This window comes from Belliella baltica DSM 15883 (assembly GCF_000265405.1).
Taxonomy (GTDB): domain Bacteria; phylum Bacteroidota; class Bacteroidia; order Cytophagales; family Cyclobacteriaceae; genus Belliella; species Belliella baltica.
On sequence record NC_018010.1, the window covers coordinates 1,942,501 to 1,965,296 of the forward strand.

Annotated in this window: 24 protein-coding genes and 2 rRNA genes (1 of these 26 running past the window's edge); 21 read left to right on the forward strand and 5 right to left on the reverse strand. The window is 36.2% G+C overall.

Going from position 1 to position 22,796, the window contains the following annotated elements:
• From BELBA_RS08955 to BELBA_RS08985, 7 genes are all read left to right on the forward strand, one after another.
• Window positions 1–1,007: ribosomal RNA gene (locus BELBA_RS08955) — 23S ribosomal RNA — on the forward strand (it extends 1,877 nt beyond the left edge of the window).
• A 175-nt stretch (window positions 1,008–1,182) separates the two neighbouring features.
• Window positions 1,183–1,294: ribosomal RNA gene (gene rrf / locus BELBA_RS08960) — 5S ribosomal RNA — on the forward strand.
• A 246-nt stretch (window positions 1,295–1,540) separates the two neighbouring features.
• A complete protein-coding gene (locus BELBA_RS08965) occupies window positions 1,541–2,782 on the forward strand; it encodes a dihydroorotase (RefSeq protein WP_041779589.1) in 1,242 nt (413 codons plus the stop codon).
• Window positions 2,783–3,295, forward strand: a complete 513-nt coding sequence (locus BELBA_RS08970) for a DUF4199 domain-containing protein (RefSeq protein WP_014772397.1) — start codon at window positions 2,783–2,785, stop codon at window positions 3,293–3,295.
• Between the two features lie 8 nt (window positions 3,296–3,303).
• Window positions 3,304–3,825, forward strand: a complete 522-nt coding sequence (locus BELBA_RS08975) for a DUF4199 domain-containing protein (protein WP_014772398.1) — start codon at window positions 3,304–3,306, stop codon at window positions 3,823–3,825.
• 8 nt (window positions 3,826–3,833) lie between these two features.
• Window positions 3,834–4,796 (forward strand): glycosyltransferase family 2 protein, encoded by a 963-nt coding sequence (locus BELBA_RS08980; protein ID WP_014772399.1) that lies wholly within the window; start codon window positions 3,834–3,836, stop codon window positions 4,794–4,796.
• Window positions 4,796–5,767: a glycosyltransferase family 2 protein gene (locus tag BELBA_RS08985; RefSeq protein ID WP_014772400.1), complete on the forward strand. Its 972-nt coding sequence runs from the start codon at window positions 4,796–4,798 to the stop codon at window positions 5,765–5,767. The genes BELBA_RS08980 and BELBA_RS08985 overlap by 1 nt, the downstream gene beginning before the upstream one ends.
• Here BELBA_RS08985 and BELBA_RS08990 read toward each other — a convergent pair.
• Complete coding sequence (locus BELBA_RS08990) at window positions 5,764–6,525, reverse strand: class I SAM-dependent methyltransferase (protein ID WP_014772401.1); 762 nt, start codon at window positions 6,523–6,525, stop codon at window positions 5,764–5,766. The two genes, BELBA_RS08985 and BELBA_RS08990, sit on opposite strands and share 4 nt — an antisense overlap.
• Window positions 6,526–6,724: 199 nt before the next feature.
• On the opposite strand from BELBA_RS08990, the gene BELBA_RS08995 reads away from it, so the two are divergent.
• The 4 genes from BELBA_RS08995 (at window position 6,725) to BELBA_RS09010 (ending at window position 11,363) form a co-directional block, all read left to right on the forward strand.
• Window positions 6,725–8,065: an efflux RND transporter periplasmic adaptor subunit gene (locus tag BELBA_RS08995; RefSeq protein ID WP_014772402.1), complete on the forward strand. Its 1,341-nt coding sequence runs from the start codon at window positions 6,725–6,727 to the stop codon at window positions 8,063–8,065.
• Window positions 8,062–9,387, forward strand: a complete 1,326-nt coding sequence (locus tag BELBA_RS09000; protein WP_014772403.1) for an ABC transporter permease — start codon at window positions 8,062–8,064, stop codon at window positions 9,385–9,387. Before BELBA_RS08995 ends, BELBA_RS09000 begins: the two co-directional genes overlap by 4 nt.
• The gene (locus BELBA_RS09005; RefSeq protein WP_014772404.1) at window positions 9,380–10,864 is read left to right on the forward strand and encodes a TolC family protein; all 1,485 of its coding nucleotides are present in this window, start codon (window positions 9,380–9,382) and stop codon (window positions 10,862–10,864) included. Before BELBA_RS09000 ends, BELBA_RS09005 begins: the two co-directional genes overlap by 8 nt.
• 67 nt (window positions 10,865–10,931) lie before the next feature.
• Window positions 10,932–11,363 carry a hypothetical protein gene (locus BELBA_RS09010; protein WP_014772405.1) on the forward strand — a complete coding sequence of 144 codons (432 nt, stop codon included), beginning with the start codon at window positions 10,932–10,934 and terminating at the stop codon, window positions 11,361–11,363.
• A 75-nt stretch (window positions 11,364–11,438) separates the two neighbouring features.
• Here BELBA_RS09010 and BELBA_RS19290 read toward each other — a convergent pair whose 3' ends face one another.
• Genes BELBA_RS19290 through BELBA_RS09020 form a run of 3 tightly spaced genes read right to left on the reverse strand, consistent with a single transcriptional unit; the run spans window position 11,439 to window position 12,938 of the window.
• Window positions 11,439–11,606, reverse strand: coding sequence for a type II toxin-antitoxin system antitoxin (locus tag BELBA_RS19290; protein WP_014772406.1), 168 nt, complete (start codon window positions 11,604–11,606; stop codon window positions 11,439–11,441).
• Window positions 11,607–11,609: 3 nt separating this feature from the next.
• Entirely contained in the window at window positions 11,610–12,086 is a 477-nt protein-coding gene (locus BELBA_RS09015) for a hypothetical protein (RefSeq protein ID WP_014772407.1), read from the reverse strand.
• Window positions 12,087–12,089: 3 nt separating this feature from the next.
• On the reverse strand, window positions 12,090–12,938 hold the full coding sequence (locus BELBA_RS09020) for an SPFH domain-containing protein (protein ID WP_014772408.1): 849 nt from the start codon (window positions 12,936–12,938) through the stop codon (window positions 12,090–12,092).
• A gap of 119 nt (window positions 12,939–13,057) precedes the next feature.
• On the opposite strand from BELBA_RS09020, the gene BELBA_RS09025 reads away from it, so the two are divergent.
• Window positions 13,058–13,936 (forward strand): thioredoxin domain-containing protein, encoded by an 879-nt coding sequence (locus BELBA_RS09025; protein ID WP_014772409.1) that lies wholly within the window; start codon window positions 13,058–13,060, stop codon window positions 13,934–13,936.
• A gap of 63 nt (window positions 13,937–13,999) precedes the next feature.
• Here BELBA_RS09025 and fabG read toward each other — a convergent pair whose 3' ends face one another.
• Window positions 14,000–14,746, reverse strand: a complete 747-nt coding sequence (gene fabG / locus BELBA_RS09030) for a 3-oxoacyl-[acyl-carrier-protein] reductase (protein WP_014772410.1) — start codon at window positions 14,744–14,746, stop codon at window positions 14,000–14,002.
• A gap of 219 nt (window positions 14,747–14,965) precedes the next feature.
• Here fabG and BELBA_RS09035 point away from each other — a divergent pair, with 219 nt between their 5' ends.
• From BELBA_RS09035 to BELBA_RS09075, 9 genes are all read left to right on the forward strand, one after another.
• Window positions 14,966–15,361 carry a GxxExxY protein gene (locus tag BELBA_RS09035; RefSeq protein WP_014772411.1) on the forward strand — a complete coding sequence of 132 codons (396 nt, stop codon included), beginning with the start codon at window positions 14,966–14,968 and terminating at the stop codon, window positions 15,359–15,361.
• 249 nt (window positions 15,362–15,610) lie between these two features.
• The gene (gene lpdA, locus BELBA_RS09040; RefSeq protein WP_014772412.1) at window positions 15,611–17,011 is read left to right on the forward strand and encodes a dihydrolipoyl dehydrogenase; all 1,401 of its coding nucleotides are present in this window, start codon (window positions 15,611–15,613) and stop codon (window positions 17,009–17,011) included.
• Between the two features lie 97 nt (window positions 17,012–17,108).
• Window positions 17,109–17,642, forward strand: a complete 534-nt coding sequence (locus tag BELBA_RS09045) for an RNA polymerase sigma factor (protein ID WP_014772413.1) — start codon at window positions 17,109–17,111, stop codon at window positions 17,640–17,642.
• Complete coding sequence (locus BELBA_RS09050; protein ID WP_014772414.1) at window positions 17,642–18,460, forward strand: anti-sigma factor; 819 nt, start codon at window positions 17,642–17,644, stop codon at window positions 18,458–18,460. Before BELBA_RS09045 ends, BELBA_RS09050 begins: the two co-directional genes overlap by 1 nt.
• Window positions 18,461–18,677: 217 nt before the next feature.
• Entirely contained in the window at window positions 18,678–18,893 is a 216-nt protein-coding gene (locus BELBA_RS09055) for a hypothetical protein (RefSeq protein WP_014772415.1), read from the forward strand.
• A gap of 151 nt (window positions 18,894–19,044) precedes the next feature.
• Entirely contained in the window at window positions 19,045–20,073 is a 1,029-nt protein-coding gene (locus BELBA_RS09060; protein ID WP_157466076.1) for a hypothetical protein, read from the forward strand.
• Window positions 20,074–20,172: 99 nt separating this feature from the next.
• Window positions 20,173–20,619, forward strand: a complete 447-nt coding sequence (locus BELBA_RS09065) for a DUF2721 domain-containing protein (protein WP_014772417.1) — start codon at window positions 20,173–20,175, stop codon at window positions 20,617–20,619.
• Window positions 20,612–21,556 (forward strand): glycerophosphodiester phosphodiesterase family protein, encoded by a 945-nt coding sequence (locus tag BELBA_RS09070; RefSeq protein ID WP_014772418.1) that lies wholly within the window; start codon window positions 20,612–20,614, stop codon window positions 21,554–21,556. Before BELBA_RS09065 ends, BELBA_RS09070 begins: the two co-directional genes overlap by 8 nt.
• A 135-nt stretch (window positions 21,557–21,691) precedes the next feature.
• Window positions 21,692–22,708: a threonine aldolase family protein gene (locus tag BELBA_RS09075; protein WP_014772419.1), complete on the forward strand. Its 1,017-nt coding sequence runs from the start codon at window positions 21,692–21,694 to the stop codon at window positions 22,706–22,708.
• The last annotated feature ends 88 nt before the right edge of the window (window positions 22,709–22,796 follow it).

The following is a 22,796-nucleotide window of genomic DNA, read 5'->3' on the forward strand; positions in this document are numbered from 1 at the left end:
GCAAGCGAAGGTCTGAATTGAAGCCCCGGTAAACGGCGGCCGTAACTATAACGGTCCTAAGGTAGCGAAATTCCTTGTCGGGTAAGTTCCGACCTGCACGAATGGTGTAACGATCTGGGCACTGTCTCAGCCATGAGCTCGGTGAAATTGTAGTCGCGGTGAAGATGCCGCGTACCCGCAACGGGACGGAAAGACCCCATGAACCTTTACTGCAGCTTAGTATTGGTATTGGGTAAACGATGTGTAGGATAGGTGGGAGACTGTGAATTGGCGTCGCTAGGCGTTGAGGAGTCGCCGTTGAAATACCACCCTTTGTTTGCTTGGTATCTAATCCCAAAACTGGGAGACATTGCTTGGTGGGTAGTTTGACTGGGGTGGTCGCCTCCAAAAGGATAACGGAGGCTTCCAAAGGTTCCCTCAGTACGCTTGGTAACCGTACGTGGAGTGCAATAGCATAAGGGAGCTTGACTGTAAGGCCGACAAGCCGAGCAGGGTGGAAACACGGGTATAGTGATCCGGCGGTACCGTATGGAAGGGCCGTCGCTCAAAGGATAAAAGGTACTCTGGGGATAACAGGCTGATCTCCCCCAAGAGCTCATATCGACGGGGAGGTTTGGCACCTCGATGTCGGCTCGTCACATCCTGGGGCTGGAGAAGGTCCCAAGGGTTGGGCTGTTCGCCCATTAAAGTGGCACGCGAGCTGGGTTCAGAACGTCGTGAGACAGTTCGGTCCCTATCTGTTGCGGGCGTGGGAAGTTTGAGGAGACCTGACCTTAGTACGAGAGGACCGGGTTGGACTGACCGCTGGTGTACCGGTTGTGATGCCAATTGCATTGCCGGGTAGCTACGTCGGGAAGAGATAAGCGCTGAAAGCATCTAAGTGCGAAACTCCCTCCAAGATGAGACTTCCAAACAGGGCCGTCAGAGACGATGACGTTGATAGGCAGCAGGTGTAAAGTCAGAGATGACATAGCTGAGCTGTACTAATTGCCCGAAAACTTACCATTGGTCTAAGCACTCAATTTTCTGCACACTTGTTATGAATTAAGATTCAAGAAGTGAGACACAAGATTAAAGACTTGATGTTGGACACTTGATACTTGATAAGAACTTAAAAATATTGATCTCGAGAGAGAGCCTGTTGAATTTAATGGTATATCCATGTAAAGGAAACAGTAAGATTTAGGCGGCCTAGCGCAGGGGTCCCACCTCTTCCCATCCCGAACAGAGAAGTTAAGCCCTGCAGCGCCGATGGTACTGGGGTTACACCCGGGAGAGTAGGTCGCCGCCACATTATTCAGACCCTTTGGTTAAGTCCAAAGGGTCTTTTTGCGTTTAATACCTTTTGTAATAAATGACAATAGAAGCAAGATACAAGACACAAGACTCAAGTCAATCTATAAAAAGCTTGGTTTATCTTTTTAAAAAAAATAAACTTTTTTCAATTAGCTATACTCGATTTCCTAATATTAATAATTCATTAAATTTCAATTTTATTTTTAGGGAATATTATTGCAGTTTTGCACAAACAATTTTCTTCATGGCAATTTTATTGAAATCTCTCCAATTAATAGACTCTGAAAAAATTCATCCAGCTCAAGATTATCTTATCAAGGATGGTGAAGTTATTTCGGTTGATTATAGAAAAATTGATTTTGAAATTGAATCTATTGATTGTAAAGGCTTGTTTGGATCGAAAGGTTGGATTGACTTGAGGTGTATGATGGGAGAACCTGGACTAGAATATAAAGAGACTATAGAGAGTTTAGGTGAGGTCTTGGCATCTAGTGGATTCACAAAGGCTGTAATTATGCCTAATACTTTACCCACTCTACAATCCAAAAATGAAATTCGATATGTAAAAGCCAAATCTTCAACTCTTTTTACGGAATTAATAATACAAGCAGCTGCAACAAGAGATAGTAAAGGTGAAGATTTTACAGAGATTCTGGATATAAATAATGAGGGTGTGTTTGTGTTTGGTGATGGTGTTAGTCCTTTGTCCAATCCAGATAGATTGATGAAAATTTTACACTACCTCCAAAAATTTGATGGGGTCTTATTTGATCATTCCTATGATCCTTTGCTTGCGATGTTTGGTCAGATGCATGAAGGGTATGTTTCTACACGTGTCGGTATGAAAGGAATTCCTAATATTTCGGAAGATATAGCGATTCAAAGAAATATTGAGATCTTAAGATATACAGGTGGTAAATTGCATATTCAAACTATCAGTTCGTCTAAATCTGTCGAACTAATTCGAATCGCTAAAAAGGAAGGTTTAAACATTACCGCTGATGTATCAATCTATCAGCTAATTTTCTCTGATTCGGACCTTGATAGTTTTGATTCAAATCTCAAAGTGATGCCTCCTTTTAGAAGTACTGCTGATAGAAAAGCCTTGGTGGACGGACTTATCGATGGCACAATTGATGCGATTGTATCAAATCATCAACCACAGGATTTTGATTCTAAGCACATGGAGTTTGACTTAGCCTCATTTGGAATGATAGGGTTGCAAACTTTTCTTCCAGCAATGGTGAAATTAGCTGATGAATTAACATGGCCATTATTAATCAAGAAAATAACTCAAGGACCAGCTTTTGTATTGAAATTGAAGAATTCAAAGGGGATGGGTTTAACAATTTTTGATCCAAAGGAAAAGTGGGTTTTTGATCAACAAAGTAATTTGTCGCTTTCAAGAAATACTCCTTGGTTTGGCAAAGAACTTATGGGAAAAGTCAAATATTCTTTTAACGGCTCACAATTCAAGCGATTTTAAATGAACAGAAAACTTCTTGCATCTTACAAATTTGGATTAATTGGCGGAGTATTTTGTGTCGCGGCATTTGTGGTTTTTAAATTGCTCGGTATGGATCCAACCAAACTGAGTATGTTATTTGGGTATTTTTTGATTCCTTTTTTCTTATTCATTGGAATTAAATTCTATAGGAATCAAGGTAATCATGGGCTTTTAAGTTTTTCAGATGGGATGTCTGTTGGGTTTTTGATTTATTCAATAATTGGTTTGGTATCAGGGCTTGGTATATGGATTGTTTTAATGTTATCTCCGTCTCTTTACGCTGAGATTAAAATGCAAAAGATAGAAATTCTCAATAAAAACAAGGATCTAATTGTCGAACAAGTAGGCCTAAAATCATTTGAAACTACGAGCGAAAGTTTATTGAATATGACAACGCTTGATATTGCTACAAATGATTTTATTTGGAAAATTATCCCAGGTCTGTTTTTTACAATTATTATTTCTATAATTTTAAGACGAAATTTTAAATAACCACAGACATGGAAGAAAAACTTACTTTAGGAGACTCTGTTAAAAAATGGGGTGTAATTTATGGACTTATTGGATTGATTGTAGCTTTATTGTCAGCTATTTTTGATTTCCAATCTATGGGTGTAGCTGGATCAATTATATCTAGCTTATTAAATATTGGGATTGCCTTTGCTATCTATTTTCTATCTACCAAAGAATATAGAGAATCAAATGACGGGATATTATCCTTTGGTCAAGGCTTTAAGATTGTAGCGTTGGTTGGTCTATTAGGAGGCGCAATTAGAGCTGTTGGGTTTTATGTGTACATTAAATTCATCGATTCCACATTTATGGATAGAGTTTTGGAAGCACAAATTCAGGCTCAAGAAAATATGGGAGCATCTTATGACCCAGACGCTGTACCAGAATTCATGAAATTTTTCCAGACAACAGAGTTTATGGGAATAGCTTCATTTATTGGAGCCGTATTTGGATTTTTGATTCTTGGACTTATTGCAGTGGCAATTAACAAAAGAACAGAAGATTACTAAGAGATAAAATGATTCAGATTTCCGTGATAGTACCTGTTTTTAATGAACAGGATTCTTTGCCAGAATTGAATAATTGGATTAGCCGGGTCATGCATGACCACGGCTTTTCTTATGAAATCATCTATATTAATGATGGTAGTACAGATGATTCATGGAATGTGATTTGTGAACTCTCATTGGTAGATAAATGTATAAAAGCTGTCAATTTTACCCGGAATTATGGTAAATCAGCAGCTTTGGATATGGGGTTTAGCAAGTCTAGTGGTGAAGTAGTCATTACTATGGATGCAGATTTGCAAGATAGTCCTGATGAAATACCTGGTTTGTATGAAATGATTACTAAAGAAAACTTTGATATTGTTTCTGGATGGAAGAAAAAGCGATATGATCCCATTTCCAAAACTATACCATCTAAATTTTTTAATGGAGTGACAAGGTGGATCTCAGGAATTAAGCTTCATGATTTCAATTGTGGGCTGAAAGCTTATAATAAAAGAGTTATTAAAAATATTCATATCTATGGTGAAATGCATAGATATATTCCTTTGATTGCAAAATGGAATGGTTTTGCTAAAATTGGTGAAAAGGTAGTAGAACATAGAGCAAGGAAATATGGAGAAACTAAATTTGGAATTGAAAGATTCTTAAATGGCTTTTTAGATTTGATATCTGTTTCGTTTGTTAATAGGTATAAAAAGAAACCAATGCATTTTTTCGGTTTGCTAGGAACAATTTCTTTTTCTTCAGGATTTTTAATTACTGTTTGGCTGATTTTCCAAAAAGTATATGGCTTGTATATGGGTAGTAAAGTCAGAGAAATAACTGAGCAACCCTTATTTTTCTTAGCATTGGTTGCATTGATAGTCGGAGTGCAGCTTTTTTTGACTGGATTTATGGCTGAAATGATGACGTCAAACAGTTCCCGAAAAGCTGATTACAACATCAGCGAGCAAATCAATTTAGAGGACTAATGTTCTTTTCAGTTATCATACCTGTTTATAACAGACCTAACGAGATTAAAGATCTCCTTCAAAGTCTTATCCTACAGGATTACAATAAATTCGAAGTGGTAATTGTCGAAGATGGTTCAGAGATTAATTGCAAGGATGTTGTAGATGAATTTAATAATAGATTAGAAATTCAATATTTCTATATCTCGAACGTAGGACAAGGTTTCGCTAGAAATTTTGGAATGGAAAGAGCTAAGGGAGATTTTTTTGTATTATTTGACTCCGATTGTATTATTCCTCAAAGCTTTCTTTTCAACCTTTCGAAAGCAATTCAGCAAAGAAATCTTGATGCATATGGAGGTCCTGACACAGCAGATAGTAATTTTTCATTTCTTCAGAAAGCAATGAATTATAGCATGACATCTGTTCTCACCACAGGAGGAATTCGGGGTAAACTAAAAGATAAAAGCAAATATCAAGCTCGTGGATATAACATGGGTCTTTCAAAAGCTGCATTTTTAAAATCCAAGGGTTTCGTTGATCCAAATAGAGGTGAAGATATCGAATTGAGTATTCGACTTAAGAAGCTAGGATTTAAGCTTGAACTTGTTGAAGATGCTTATGTATATCATAACCGAAAAAACACATTGTTGAGCTTTTTCAAGCAGGGATTTTCTTTCGGTCAGAATAGGATCAATGTAAGTAGGTATCATTCGGAAGCTCTGAAGATAGTGCATTTTATGCCAATGGCTTTTTTGTTCTTGTGGTTCGCCTTGGCATTGGCTGTTTTTGTTCTACCACTTACTAATTATTTTCTAATCGCTGGAATTTTGATTTTTGCAGTTTGGAAAATTGCAATATTTCTTCACGCCTCATTGCAATATAAATCAGTTTTGATCGGTTTTCTTTCGATTATAACTTCGTTTGGTCAGTTGAGTGCTTACGGAATGGGACTGATGACAGAAGGTCTTAAAAAAATATTCAAAGGCTAGCCTTTGGTGCAATAAAAGATAATTTCATTTTTGGGGAGGGCGTATTTTTGAATAATCGTTTCATCCAATGATTTCACATAGTGATCTTCTTTGACAATTAAACCTGATGCACTTAGCCTCTTTGCGTAATCTTTGCCGTATTTTCTTACATGATCTCTTTGTCCAAATATACGCTCTCTCTCAGCAGGATTTGTAATGGTCTTGTCTTCTAATGTATTTTCTAGATCGTAAACAGGAGATTGGATGATCCCCCATCCGTCTTTTTTTAGCACTCGATTAATTTCTTTGCAAGCTAAAATATCGTCTTCTACATGTTCCATTACATGGTTACAGAAAACCACATCAAATGAACAGTCTTCAAATGGTATTTGATGCACGTCCATTTTAACCTTAGCTAGAGGAGATTCAATATCTCCAGTTATGTATTCCAAGTTTGAAAGAGAGTCCATTCTATCAATAAAACAAAGTTCTGGCGCAATATGAAGTACTTTTAGAGGCGAAGTGAAGAAATTGGTTTTTTCCTGTAAAAATAACCACATAAGTCTATGCCTTTCTAATGCTAGGCAATGAGGGCACAAGGCGTTTTCTCTGGCTTTTCGGCCATAAGGTAGAAATTTCCTGAACTTTTGTTCACAAACATTGCAACTCACATTTTCCCCTTTGTAAAAGAATGCTATTAGGCGTAAAAAAAAATGAGATACTAGTTGTAGGTATTTTCTAGGGATGTATCTAATGACGAAACTGACTAAGGATTTCATGAATAACGGTCGTACTTAAAATTTTTTAATTCAGGATAAAACATTGCAATTTAGTCAATGTGGAAACAAAAATCTCTATGATCCACTATTCTTTGGGTACAGAATAGACTTTTATGTTAGTGGTGCTATTAAATGCTTATTGGATGATTTTTGAAAATCCAAAAGTCTAACTTTGTATATTAAAAATGCTAAAAAGATAATGAAAAATAAAAAAATATATATAGGGATAGTAGTGGTTTTGCTACTTATGATAGTCATCTGGAAGTTTTTTTCGGGATCCTCTAGCGAAGGTTTTGATATCATGGCAGACGTAAAAAAAGGAGATTTTAGAGTAGAAATTACAAGTTCGGGAGAATTAGAAGCTTTGAAGTCAGTTGAGGTTTTAGGTCCTTTAGAGGCAAGAAGATTTAGAGTGAATAATATCACGATTGAGAGTATGGTGGATGAGGGTACAGTTGTTAAACAAGGTGATTTGATAGCTGAGTTGGATAAATCTGAAATGTTCGGGAGAATAGAAGATAGACGAATAGAACTAGATCAAAGTAGGGCTCAATATGAACAAATTCAACTTGATACATCTCTTGTCCTACGTCAGGAAAGAGACAATATGATCAATTTGGAATATATTGTTCAAGAGCGCAAATTGGTTTTAGAGCAATCTCAATTTGAGCCACCTGCAATTATAAAGCAGAATGGATATAATGTAGAAAAGGCAATTCGTGATTTAGAGCAAGCTAATGATCGATATAAAGTAAAAATTCTTCAAGAAAAAGCAAGAATGGCAGAAGTAGCTGCCCGGGTTAGAGAGTATGAGAACGAGTTGGCTCAAATGCAAGAAGTCTTAGAAAAATTCACAGTTAGAGCTCCTCAAAATGGGATGGTAATATACCAATCTGGAAGAGGAGGGAAAGTAAAGGAAGGTTCTCAAATCAGCGCTTGGAACCCAGTTGTGGCGACACTTCCAGATCTTTCAAGAATGAGAAGTGTAACTTATATCAATGAAGTAGATATAAGAAAAATTAAAGTTGGTCAAAAAGTAGAAATTGGTCTAGACGCATTTCCTGACAAAAGACTCACTGGAACGGTTACAAGAGTAGCTAATATAGGTCAGCAAAGACCAAATTCAGATGCAAAAGTTTTTGAAGTTATGGTGGAAGTGAATGAAAGCGACCCAACCTTAAGGCCGGCAATGACTACAAGTAATACAATCATAGTAAATAAAGTTGAAAACGTGATGCATGTTCCTTTAGAGGCTGTAAATGTTCATAACGACAGTATTAATTATGTTTTTCTCAAAAATGGAGTTAAACAAGAGGTTTTGTTAGGTATGGCAAACCTCAATGATATCATTATCGAAAGTGGTTTAAATGAAGGGGATAGAGTATTTTTATCAACTCCTGAATTTGCAAAAGATGCTCCTGTAAAATTGTTGCCAGAGCTCAATGGCAAAAGGATTGAAATTTATAATGAAGCTGCTGGCATCAAGGCGGAAGAGGAAAAAGACGCTCCGAATCAGACTAGAAGAAGGGGGAATCAGTGAAAAAGCCGTACATAAATGAACGATTATTAGCAAATTTCTCGATTGCACTAGAGGCTGTAATTGCAAATAGATTGAGGTCTTTTTTGACAGCTCTAGGAATTATCTTTGGTGTAGCTGCTGTGATTGCCATGATGGCAATTGGAAATGGAGCTCAACAAGAGATCTTAGAACAAATCAAATTGGTTGGAGTAAATAATATCGTTATTGAACCAATTAGCGAGCAGTTTGAAGAAGACCTAAGCGAAGAGTCTGATCTAGGAAAGGAAAAAAGAAAATTTTCCCCTGGTTTGAGACTGATTGATATCAAGGCTATTGAAACAAATATCCCAGGAATAGCGAAAATAAGCCCTGAAATTGTTTTAGAAACTAATATAGTTTATGGGGGTATAAGAAGATCGGCCAAATTGGTTGGGATTAAGCCAGCCTATTTCGATGTGTTGGATTTTAAATTAGGTGAAGGGAGACTTTTTAGTGAATCAAATGAAATCAAAGGTGATCCAGTTTGTATTATAGGGAAAGGTGTACAAAGGAAGTTTTTTCCAAAAGAGAATCCCATTGGTAGAAAAATTAAAAGTGGAAATCAATGGCTCGAAATAATAGGAATCATGGAGGAACGCTTTGTTTCAGAGCAAAGTATTTCTAAGCTAGGAATCAGAGATTTTAATATGGACGTTTATATTCCAATTCAAAGTATGTTGGTCAGGTTTAAAAATAGAGACCTTGTTACAGGATTTGATTTGGAAGAAGAATCTGGATCACAAAATCCAAATTATCATCAAATCGATAAACTTGTGATACAGGTCTCCGAAAGTGAATCATTAAACCCAACAGCAGAAGTAATTTCTAAGCTTTTGTCTCGAAGTCATAATGGCGTCGTTGACTTTGAAATTACTATTCCAGAGCTTCTTTTGAAGCAGCAACAGCGAACCCAAAATATCTTTAATATTGTCCTTGGGGCGATAGCAGGTATTTCATTGTTAGTTGGTGGAATAGGGATTATGAATATCATGCTAGCTTCTGTGATGGAAAGAATAAAAGAAATCGGCCTAAGGCTTTCGTTGGGAGCAAAAAAATCCGATATTGTCAACCAGTTTCTTTTCGAATCCATCATGATCAGTGTTTCGGGTGGTTTGATAGGAGTGATACTTGGGGTAGTATTGGCCTATTTAGTCTCTGTTTTTGGAGATTTCCCTACAGTAGTATCTTTTACTTCTATCGTGCTATCCTTTGGAGTTGCTGCGACTGTGGGTTTGATTTTCGGAATTGCACCTGCCCAAAAGGCAGCAAGTCAGGATCCAATAACTTCTTTAAGATATGAATAGAAAATTAACACTTTGCATTCTAGTATTAGGAATTTACCTTTCTACAAATCATGCAGTTTTTTCTCAACAACAATTAGAATATACGCTTGAGGAAATCGTCGCAAGAGCAAAAAGCCAATCACCAGCTGCATTAAGTGCAGAAACCAGAAAAGAAAATAGGTTTTGGCAGTATAGGTTATTTAGATCTAATTATAATCCTCAGTTAAGAATTGGAGGTACAATACCTGGTTTTAGACAGACTTTCAATAATGTTGAACAACCTGATGGTACATTTATTCCTCGTGAAATTAGACAAAATTTAATGGATTTTGAGGTTGGACTACAGCAGGAAATAGCTGCTACAGGGGGGACAATTTCTGTTAATTCTTCTACAAACAGGTTTGATAACTTTATAGCTCCTCCAGGAACACCCCAAACTCAATGGACAGGAGTTCCTGTGAATATAAGGCTTAGTCAACCGATATTTAATTTTAATAGACTTAAATGGGATAAAAAAATTGAGCCTTTGAGGTTTGAAGAAAGTAAAAGAGAGTATGTAGAGGAGATGGAAGGAATTAGTAGAATTGTCTCTTCCCTGTTTTTTGACTATCTAGACGCGCAAGTTAACTTGGATATTGCAACTAAAAACTTGAGAAATTTTGAAGATATTTACAAAATTGAGCAGGGGAGATATAATATTGGAACAACTTACGAAGATAAGTTACTTCAAGTAAGGCTACAAGTATTGCAAGCACAACAGCAATTAGCACAAGCGAAATTGGATATGGAAGAAAGGTCATTGAGATTAAAATCCTATATAGGACTTAATGAGACCACTGATTTAGTTTTAGTCCCACCTGCAATTATACCTTCATTTGATGTCCCAGTTAATGAAGCTCTAGAAAGGGCTTATGAAAATAGAGCTGAAGCATTGGGCTTTAATAGAAGAAGAATTGAAGCAGATGCTGAGATAGCGAGAGCAAGAGGTCAAAGATTTGATATGTCAATCAATGCTTCATATGGACTAAACAATGCAGGATTAGAATGGAGAGATATTTATTCAGATCCAAATAGACAAACTTTAGTGAGTTTGGGATTTTTCATTCCAGTTTTAGATTGGGGGAGAAACAAAGCAAGGATGGGTCAGGCACAAGCTTCAAAAAAATTAATTGACTATACTCTCGATCAAGAAATTATCAACTTTGAGCAGGAGATTTTTACAAAAGTGAAGAATTTCCAAATGTTAAAAGATAGAATGGAGATCACTAAACTTTCTGATGAAGTCGCGGATAAGAGATACGAGATCTCCCTTCAAAGATATCAAAGTGGAAATGTGACGATTACAGATTTGAACATTGCCCAGCAAGAAAAAGATTCAAACAGAAGAGCTTTTATCCAATCTCTAAGAGATTATTGGACGGCTTATTATGAAATGCGTGAGTTGACACTTTATGATTTTGAGAATAAGAAGTTATTATATAATGAAGAAATAGATTAATGAACATTTTATTGGTTAACTAAAAAATATTTTTTATTTTTATTAATATTAACATATTAAAAAAAAAATGAAAAATTCTAAAAAATTATTATTACTCTCTCTATTCCTTATTTTTCAAATTTGTTTTAGTTTCACGAAATTGAACGCACAGCAAACAGGAGGTGATTTTGGTTTACAAATCACAAATGATTTACCAAGTGGTTATAATCTTATAGAGGTGAGAACTCAATATTACATTTCTTATTCTTTTGACTTTAATCAAAATTTAATTATTAATAATATATCTTTAAATGAACCAATTTTATCTAAAATAGAAGTTGATCAATATTCTCCAGTATATGATTGGTCAGTAACAATAAGTGACTTTACATATGATATATTTGGAGAAAATCAAGTTGTATTTTCTTATAGTTTGATAGTAGAAGCAAAAGATCCGTTTAATAATTGGAGATATTACTGGAATGAGTTTTTACAACAAAGGATTGTTACAATCCAATAGTTATTAGTTTCAAATAAGTATTTTATAAATTAAAACATAGAAATCTAACACTTCTATAAAGTTAAGACCAAGATTCTAAGAATCTTGGTCCTTTAGCTTTTGTAGTCTTTTTGCTTTTTTCAAAGCTTCATAAATGATCCATTCGATCTGTCCATTGGTGCTACGGAATTCATCTTCTGCCCATTTTTCCACAGCCTGCATCATCTTTTCATCTATTCTTAGGGCAAAGGGTTTTTTAGCCATGACTTATTTCTCCTCCCAGGATTTTAAGATCTCTTCAATTTCAAGTTGCTTGTGTGTACTGAAAACATACTTTTTATTTTTTGTTTCCACTATAAAGATATGATCTGAGAAATAAATGTAAGCTTTGATTTTTCTTGAAAATCTTACTCCAATTCCGCCATACTCAAGAAGACCATCTGATTTTTTAACATACACATTTTCTATTTCTTCTTTTTTAAACTTTGTCCACTTATTAAAGATTGGAGGATTTCTAAATGAAATGCCATAATCATCAACCCTCAGATCAAGTCTCATATTGAAGATAAGTGAAAATGCACCTATCATTATTGTTCCTATTATCAAAAGCATTTTCCATCCATCTTCACCTAGATTTCCAGTAAAATAGAAAACAGTGAGTAAGATTAGTGTGGGCAATTCAATTAATATGATTGCCCACATAATAATGCTTCCACGAAAATCTTGCCTCTCGTTAAGGACCATCTTTTATTGATTCAAAGTTCCTACATTCAACACAGGGCTTGCAGCTCTATCCGAACACAAGACCACCATCAAGTTGCTGACCATAGCTGCCTTTTTCTCCTCTTCAAAATCTACAATACCTTTTAATTTCAAATCTTCTAAGGCCATCTCTACCATACCCACAGCACCATCTACAATTTTCCTTCTCGCTGCCACAATGGCTGTTGCCTGCTGCCTCTGAAGCATAGCTGAGGCAATTTCTTGTGCATAGGCAAGATGAGAAATTCTTGCCTCTATGACTTTGATGCCCGCATGATGCAAGCGTTCTGAAATTTCAGCTTCTAGAGAATGATTGACATCCTCAACCCCTGAACGTAAAGTCACCTCAGCATCTTCAGCTTCAAAATCATCATATGGATATTTGCCCGCCATTTTCCTTACAGCGGCATCTGACTGTAAGTGTATGAAATTTTCGTAATCTTCAACTTCAAAAGTGGCTTTGAAAGTATCTTCAACCTGCCAAACTACTATGGTTCCTACCATAACCGGGTTTCCGATTTTGTCATTTACTTTCAAAGGCTTGTTTTCAAAATTTCTTACACGAAGAGATATTTTATTCTTGGTCATAAACGGATTGACCCAAAAGAAACCATTCGCTTTCACAGTTCCTTTGTAGGCACCGAATAAGATCAGAACCATGGCTTTGTTAGGTTGAAGTGTAAAAAAGCCAGGAAGGGTCAAGATAAATCCCAAACCAAGGGGAAGCCCGAGAATATAAATCTCGTTGATAAATGAAAATACCGTGGCTGGAATCAGGGCTATCGCCACGAATACCATCAAATAGCCAGAGAAGGGTTTTACGATTTTTTCCATATTGTAATGATATTATTTTGATATCATTACAATATACAATTTTTATTGAAAAAGGTTACTAATTTGAAACAAAATGTTTTTTTTTCGTTTGTTGATTATAGTACTTAATTTTATTTCTTATGACTAAAAACACAATTTTATTTAGCTTGCTTTTTTTTGTATTAGCTTTTCACTCTTTTGGACAAGGGGTAGATTTTCAGTCAATAACAATTAAAGAGGCTTTAAAGAAAGCTAGAGAAGAAAATAAACATGTCTTTGTAATGTTTGGCACAACTCATTGCGGGTATTCAATGCAGGCTTTTTTTAAATTGGGAAATAGTAAAGAAGTTGGAGAGTTTATGAATGATAAATTCATCAATGTAGCTTATGCTAACCCAGAAGGAATAAAAGCGAAGACAATGGGTGAGTTGTTTGAATTTTCTACGTCAGAATCTTTTGTTAAACTAGAAAATAATGAAGAGGTCTTGTTTACCAACTATTTTGTTTCTCCAAACTTCTTATTCCTAGATCCTGAAGGGAATATCACGTATTTTTTTACAGGCAGTAGAAAAATTGAAAAAAGAATCATGAAAGCAGCTCAAAAAGGGCTGAACTCAGAGATGCAAACACCTTTGTTATTTAGAACATATTTCAATAATAAAATGTATCCAAAAACTAAACGTTCTCTAAGAATGCTTTCTGAAGGGATGCTTGTCTACCATCAATTGGAGATGCCTGAAAATTTGGATTATTCAGATCCACAATCCATTTCTTGGGGTGATATCATTCTCCCGAAAGAAAATCAAGCACTTGCAACTAAGCATTTAGAAAATTCATTAACAAAAGGAGATCATTACTTTAATCAATTTTTAGCAGCTGTTATATACGACAAAACTGGAAATCCTGAAAAGGCATCTGTCTATGCCCAAAATGCAATCAATAATTATCCAAAACACTGGTCTAAGAAAAAAAGAGAATTGATAGATGAACTACTTAAAACTCAATTTTCTCTGGACTAATTTCTACTGCAAAAAATACCCCATCAAGAATCTCTTGATGGGGCGTCTTTGTACTTCGAATATTTATGTAAGCATCGCTCCATCTACCTGAAGAACTTGGCCTGAGATATAAGAACTCATATCTGATCCTAAGAATACACAAGCATTTGCTACTTCTTCAGGTTGGCCGCCACGCTTCATTGGAATTGCATCTCTCCAGCCCTGAACAGTCTTTTCGTCAAGAACAGCAGTCATTTCTGTTTCAATAAATCCTGGGGCTACAGCATTACATCTGATATTTCTAGAACCTAATTCCAGCGCTACTGACTTTGTAAAACCTACGATTCCAGATTTGGAAGCGGCATAGTTTGCTTGTCCTGCATTCCCCTTGATGCCTACCACAGAAGTGATGTTAATGATTGAGCCTGCTTTGGCTTTCATCATGGTTCTCGTAGCGGCTTTGACAGTGTTGAAACAAGACTTGAGGTTGACATTGATCACTTCGTCCCAAGCATCTTCCGTCATTCTCATCAAAAGGTTATCTCTGGTGATTCCTGCATTATTGATCAAAATATCCAAGCCACCGAATTCAGAAACTACAGCATTCACCAATTCATCAGCAGCAGCAAAGTTGGAAGCATCAGATTTATAGCCTTTGGCTTTGATACCAAACGCCGCTAATTCATTCTCCAATGCTTGTCCTTTTTCAACACTTGACAAATAAGTGAAGGCGATATTTGCACCTTCTTGTGCATATCTGATGGCAATGGCTCTTCCTATACCTTTTGATGCTCCCGTTATCAGAGCTGTTTTTCCGCTTAGTAATCCCATGGTTTAATTTTTAGAGTGAAAATCAAAGTTTAAAATTAAGAAAAAAATAAGTCGTAGAGGAAAGTTCGCTCGCAAAGTTTGCAGAGGAGCAAAGGGACGCAGAAATAAAAGGGAATATTTGGAAAATATTTTTGATCTATACATCCTTAGGATTTTGTAAAAAAAATAAAATTCTGTAAATTACTTTACTAGTTTAATTTCAATCTTTGATAATTTTTTATGACGGAGAACCAGATTTCGAATTTTGTCATTGGTAAAGCTATTTATATTCATCGAAAGCTTGGTCCTGGTTTGCTTGAAAGTGCTTATGAAAAAATTTTAGCGCATGAACTTCATAAGGAAGGTTTTGAAGTGGAATCACAAGTGTTATTACCAGTTGAGTGGGATGGATTGAATATTGGCAAAGCTTACAGGATTGATCTTTTAATAGAAAGAAAAGTAGTAATTGAATTAAAATGTGTAGATGAAGTTTCTAAAGTGCATTTTTCGCAATTATTGACTTATCTAAAACTTTCAGATTTTAAACTTGGGCTAATTATAAACTTCAAAACTGATTTGTTAAAAAAAGGAATTCATAGGGTAGTAAATGGATTAAAAGATGATTTTGAATGGTAACCATTTATCAAGTATGTGTTTTATGTCTAGTATAATCATTTGAACTCTCTCTAATTTTTAAAAATTGACCTCTTTAATATTAGCACCTTTGAAATTTTTACATAGACTTTGATTTGCAGGGAAACTTTGCGGGCTTTGCACCTTTGCATTCCTTTGCGGGAGACCCTTTATTTGCTTCTACCATAATTTTTTTCTCTCCTTAAAAAGCTTATTTTTGCATAGCTTATTTGAAAATTAAACCTTAAAAATATGTCTTCAACGAAATATGATGTGATTGTAGTAGGTACCGGTCCAGGTGGGTATGTTGCGGCGATTCGTGCAGCACAACTGGGTCTTAAAACCGCAGTAGTAGAAGCTGCCGAATTAGGTGGAATTTGCTTGAACTGGGGTTGTATTCCTACCAAAGCATTAATAAAAAGTGCTCAAGTATTTGAATATATTAATCATGCGGAAGATTATGGAATCAAAGTGAAAGACGCTGAAGTGGATTTCAATGCCATGATCAAAAGAAGCCGTGATGTTGCCGGCGGAATGTCCAAAGGCATACAATTTTTGCTCAAAAAGAATAAAATCGATCAACTTTTAGGCTGGGGAAAAGTTCAGCCAGGTAAGAAAGTAGAGGTTGAAGATAAGGATGGTAAGAAGACTGTCTATGCTGCTGACCATATCATCATTGCTACTGGTGGTAGAGCTAGAGAACTTCCTGCTTTGAAGATTGACAATGAAAAAATCATCGGTTACAGAAAAGCAATGACCTTGGATTCAAAACCATCCAAAATGGTCGTTGTTGGTTCTGGTGCCATTGGAGTTGAGTTCGCATATGTTTATAATTCTATAGGTGTCGAAGTGACTATCGTAGAGTTTTTGGATAGAATCGTCCCTAACGAAGATGAAGAAGTATCTAAAGCTTTAGAGAAAATCTATAAAAAGGCAGGTGTCAAAATCATGACAAGCACAGAAGTGACTGCTGTAGATACCAAAGGAAAAGGCTGTAAAGTTACAGTAAAAGATAAAAAAGGTGCTGAATCTACTATAGAATGTGATGTTGTCCTTTCTGCAGTTGGCGTTGTTTCCAATGTTGAAAATATTGGATTGGAAGATGTTGGGATTTTGGTAGAAAAAGGTAAGATTAAAACTGACGAATTCTACAAAACCAATATGCCTGGTTATTATGCAATAGGCGATGTAGTAGCTGGTCCAGCATTGGCTCACGTAGCATCTGCAGAAGGTATTATTTGTGTGGAGAAAATAGCAGGTCACCATCCTGAAGCATTGGATTACAACAACATTCCTGGATGTACTTATTGTATTCCTGAGATTTCATCTGTTGGATATACAGAGGCGCAAGCTAAAGAAGCAGGATATGAATTGAAAGTTGGTAAATTCCCATTCTCAGCTTCTGGAAAAGCATCAGCTGCAGGAGCAAAAGATGGATTTGTTAAATTGATCTTTGATGCGAAGTATGGAGAGCTTCTTGGAGCACATATGATCGGAGCCAATGTGACCGAGATGATTGCTGAAATCGTAGCTGTAAGAAAACTAGAGACTACGGGAATGGATCTTGTGAAGACAGTTCACCCTCACCCAACCATGTCAGAAGCAGTGATGGAAGCCGCCGCTGCTGCCTATGGTGAAGTGATACATTTGTAATTGATCAGAATTAATTTTAATATTATAAGCACAAGACGAAAACAATTGTCTTGTGCTTTATTTTTATAGGATAGTTTACATAATTAAAAGGCAACTTTTGGAAGAAGAACAGTTGATAGCAGGATTGAGAGCGCAAGACCGAAAGACGGTGGAGTATTTATATGACAAATATTCAAGAGCACTCTTTGCCGTGATTTCCAGAATTATCATTGATAGAGATATTGCAGAGGAAGTTTTCCATGATGCCTTTATCAAGATAACGAGAAAAATAGACGGCTATGATGAATCGAAGGGAAGACTTTATACTTGGATGGCAAATATTTGTCGCAATTCTGCGATAGATAAAACTAGGTCTAAAGAATTTTCTAAGAGTAGTAAGACCAATACGATAGATGATTTCGTATATGGACTTGAAAGTGCATCGGGAACTTTGGAACAAGTTGATGGAATTGGAGTCAAAGAGCTCTTGACCGCCCTCAACGAGGAACAAAGGTTTGTGATAGAATGTATTTACTTTAAAGGGTACACACATTCTGAAGTCTCAGAGGAGTTTGATATTCCTCTTGGTACGGTAAAGTCACGTATTCGAGCAGCTGTAAATGTGTTAAAAAAGAACTTAGAGAAAATTTAGTGGATATACAAGCATATATATCGTCTGGGAAACTCGAACTCTTTGTATTAGGAGAGTTGAGTGTGCGGGAGCAGGAAGAAGTCATGCAAATGGCGAAACAATATCCTGAAATCAAGCAAGAACTTGATCAGATTGAAGAAGCCATGTTTGCATTTGACAATATGGTGGGGCAAGCCCCTTCTAAAACTTTGAAAAGTAAGGTTTTGGATACATGGGACAAGGAAGTGAAAACGACTTCTAAGAAGCAGGGATCTCCAAAAGAAGAAACAAAAGTGGTAGCCATGCAGCCTTGGAAAACTTACGCCGCCGCCGCATCTATTGTGGCAGTAGTTGCATCTGTTTTCGCGGTTTACTTTGCGATACGTTATTATGATGTGGATGAAAAATTCACTGCTATGGCAAATGAAAGAGCTGTCTTGGCCGAAGAGTTGGATAAGTATAAAGTCAACTACGAGCAAACTGATGCGCAATTGGAAACACTTCTAACAGGTAATTTCGAAAGAGTGCCGATGAAAGGGGATGGCTTTGAGATGCAGAAGGATGCGCAAGTTGATGTTTGGTGGGATAAAGGTGCAGAAAGTGTCTTTATTTCTGTCAACACGCTGAATGAACTGGATGAAAACTCTGACTACCAACTTTGGGCAATCGGTGATGATGGTCCGGTAGGAATCGGACTAGTCAATGCAAAACAAAAATTCAGCTTGCAACAAATGAAAGCCGTGGCAGCAGCAGGAGCTTTTGCCATTACCATCGAACCAAAAGGAGGCAGCGAAAGCCCAACTTTGGAGAAGTTGGTGGTCTTGGGGCCTGTGGCATAAAGTAATAAAACTTCTATATAAAAAAAGCTGACGCTAGCGTCGGCTTTTTTTATTTGTAAAATATTGAAAACGAATGCTTTCAAATAAAAACTAAGAAAAAGCTTGGCAACTATTGTTTTTTTTTCTATTATTGTTTAAGTCAATTTTATCGGTATCTTTTTGATTGGGTTTTATGATCCTGCCTGCGTTTTGCCATGGGTCTTTAATTTATTTAATTATGAAAAAAATAATAGGAACATTAGTATTGTCGCTCTTAGTAAGTATGTCTTTATTTATCCCAAATCAGGCTCCTGCACAGACTGGTATAGGTTGTGATTATTGGGGTAAGAATTATGGTTGTGATATGTATGATTGTGGAGATTGTGTGTTCTTAGCTTGTGGTTCACAAGGTGGGTTATTAATTTGTGGATTTGATGATGTGATTTCAGATTAAGTTGATCTCAAAATAGTATATTCTTACTAGTTATTGCTGCAATAATGGATTTTGCAGCAATGCTTTTTGTTAAATGTTTATGATACAGCGCTGTATTTTCTGTTTTTCATTGATTGGTTTTTTGTCTTGCAATGTTAAAGATGATGATCAAGTGAATTTCAAAGAATTTGAATTGAAAATTGAAGAATCAAAGATTATAAATGATAGGATAGGTTTTTTCCAAAAGCCTAGTAAGTCTCAAATAGTATCTGATTCCTTGATTATTTCTGTCGGAGGGTTTTCTGGTATTTCTATTTATAATATAAAAAATGGGGAGCAAATTGATTATGTTAACACTTTAAGTGACCCTAAAAGATCATTACTTTTCTCAACATTTGATGCGAGTGATTTTCCTGATGTCTACCTTTTGGAGAGTAAACGAAAAATGATATACCATTATAATTTTAATGAAAAAGATTTTGTTAAAACTATTCAGTTAGAATTAGGTGAGAATACATCTATTCCTGTATTTGGAGGGAAGTTTAAAAAGTATCGAGATCATTTCTATATTGAACTCAATGCTGCAGAAACTTCCTTATTAGATCCCGAATATTACAGGAAGTCAGGTGAGTTTATGGGAGTATTTGATACAGAGGGTGAACAGATAAAAAGGGTGATTCAATACCCTAGACAAATGACTTATCCAAAAAGTCATTTTGTCCCTGATAATTATTTTTCTTTTGATATTTATGAAGACAAACTATATATCTGTTTTCCTTTTGAAAAATATATAAGAGTTTACGATTTAAAAGGAGATTTTGAAAAACATGAATCAATCCCTCTGCCGTTAAAAGATTATATGGACTTAGATCTTATCGAAATTCCCGAAAAGTTTAATCCTCGATCAACCCCTATTGAACAACGTCAGATTTCTGCAATAGTTAAAAATTTGCAGGTAGAAAATGGGAAGTTGTTTTTGTTTTTTGGAATAAACGATAATGAACAGAATGAATTTTATCGAGAGTTTTGCTCTCTATTTGAACTAGATTTGGATAAAATTACGTGGAGTGTTCAGAAGACCCATATCGACCTAGGTGAATTTGGGGAATTTGTAGGAGTATCAGGAAGAAAGTTGGTTTATTTTGATGCCGCATTAATCAATAAAGATAATAAATTTATCAATTTGATGATAATGGAATGATTATTTGATATTTGAAAAATTCACTAACCGAAGGAATCCCTTTCGGTTTTCTTTTTTAAAGGATATTCCCCAACTTGGCGTTTCAAATTTCTTTACCTTATGGAACTCCAACTTTCTACACCTGCCTTGCTTTTTTCGGCGATTACGCTGATGATGTTGGCTTTTACAAATCGATTTTTGGCCGTTGCCAATTTGATCCGGGGACTTCATAAAAAATACCTCGAAAACCCTAAAGAAAACATCATCATTGAGCAAATTCACAATCTCAAAAAGCGCTTAAGCATGATTAAATACATGCAACTTTCCGGGGTATTAAGTTTCTTGCTTTGCGTTATTTGTATGTATCTGATCTTTATCGGTGCACAGTTCGCAGCCAATTATGTATTTATTGGTAGCATGTTGGCACTTTTGATTTCTTTAGGGATCTCACTTGTAGAAATCCTGATTTCCACCCAAGCACTTAACCTTGAACTGAAGGATATGGAAAATCAATTTCAAGAGCGAACAAGCAGTTTTTGGTTTAAAAAAGATAAAAATCATGAATAAACTCAGTAAAAAAATCCCTGTATTGTTGCTGTTTGTTGCACTTTGGTCGTGTAATTCCAACAATACCGAAAATACTACAGAAGTAGCTTCTGCTTCTAATTTAATTCAAATAGAAAGTATTGAAGAAGCTAAAGAATTCTACACTTGGACTGCAGATAGAATCCCGATGGTTTCTGCCCATAGAGGTGGTCCTTATCCTGGCTTTCCAGAAAACTCAATTGAGGCTTTTGAAAACGTATTGAACTACACACCTGCGATTATTGAGTTTGATGTAGCACTGACCAAAGATTCTGTTTTGGTTCTGATGCATGACAATACACTAGACCGAACAACCAATGGCTCAGGGAAAGTAATTGATATGACTTTCGAAGAAATCAGATCACTTCGCCTGAAGGATAAGGATGGAAACCTTACTGATTTTATTGTACCTACTTTAGAAGAAGTCTTGGATTGGGGAAAAGGTAAAGTACTCTACACGGTGGATATCAAAAGAGAAGTTCCTTTCGAAATGGTCATAGATGCTATTAAAAAAACGCAAGCAGAACCTTATGCAGCAGTTATTACTTACAGCGTTGAAGCAGCTAAAAAAGTACATGCTTTGCACCAAGAATTGATGCTTTCGGTAACTATAAGGAATGAAGAAGAATTGCAGAGATTTGAAGATTCCGGAATCCCGATTGATCAGTGGATTGCATTCACAGGAACTTCTGAAAGACCAAGTGATTTCAATCAATTACTCCATGAAAAAGGTGTTTTCACGATTCTTGGAGTATTGGGAAACTTAGACCGCAGCGCCATCGCCCGAGGTGATCAGATTTATGCAGAATACGTCCAAAAAGGAGCCGATGTTCTAGCCACCGACAGACCGATTGAAGCTGCAAAGGCAATTAAAAGTTTGATTCCGGAGAATAGTTCGAAGAAGAAATATTTTCGTTAAAGAGATAAGAAACAAGAGAAAAGAGACAAGAATAAAAACAGAGGAGAGAATAAAGACAGAAGCGAGAAACGAGAGCTTAGATTCCCACACTCTTGATTCTTGGTTCTTAATTCTTGATTCTATTAAAAAATAATTATGATTATAGACTTACGTTCAGATACACTAACAAAACCAACCCAAGGAATGCTTGAAGCCATGTGGTCAGCACCTGTTGGGGATGATGTTTTTGGAGAGGATCCAACTGTAAATGCTTTGGAGCAAAAGTTGGCAGATATGTTTGGTATGGAATCGGGTTTGTTTTGTCCATCTGGTACGATGACCAATCAGATTGCTATTCGCTTACACACAGGTTTACAGACTGAAGTGATATGTCATAAATATTCCCATATCTATCTCTATGAAGGTGGAGGCATTATGTCCAATTCCCATGCATCTGTCAAGTTGCTGGATGGAGCATATGGTAAAATCAGTCCTCAGGATATCCTAGATTCCGTCAACCCTGATGATGTACATGCACCAGAGACAACATTGGTTTCTCTCGAAAATACTATGAACAAAGGTGGAGGAAGCATCTACACGCTGGACGAAATCAAGCCCATCAAAGCGATCTGTGAGCAGTATGGCTTGAAGTTACATCTTGATGGTGCAAGACTTTTCAATGCTTTGGTAGAATCAGGTGAAAGTCCCAAAGACTGGGGAACCATGTTTGATACAATTTCTATTTGTTTGAGCAAGGGTTTGGGTTGCCCAGTGGGATCAGTGCTTTTGGGAAACAAAGCCGACATCAAACGAGCCAGAAAAGTAAGAAAAGCCTTCGGTGGTGGCATGCGTCAAGCAGGTTTCTTAGCTGCAGCTGCAATCTATGCTTTGGATCATCATATTGATCGATTGAAAGAAGATCATGCTAGAGCGAGAAAATTAGGAGAAATGTTGGAACAACATTCTTTGGTTTCTGAAGTGTTTCCAGTCATGACGAATATCGTAATCGCCAAATTAGCTGGAATTACTCCTGCGGAAATGCTATTAAAATTAGAATCCGAAGGGATTAAAGCCGTTAAATTTGGCAAGGATCAAGTTAGGTTTGTTACTCACCTTGATTTTGATGATGAGATGCTTGAGAGGTTTGAGGAGAAAATAATAGAAATAAGGTAGGAATAAAATAGAAATAAGCCTCCGGCGAAATAGAGTAGAAATATGTATTACCCTGTAAAAGTAAATACAAGAAAAGAAGTTAAAGAAA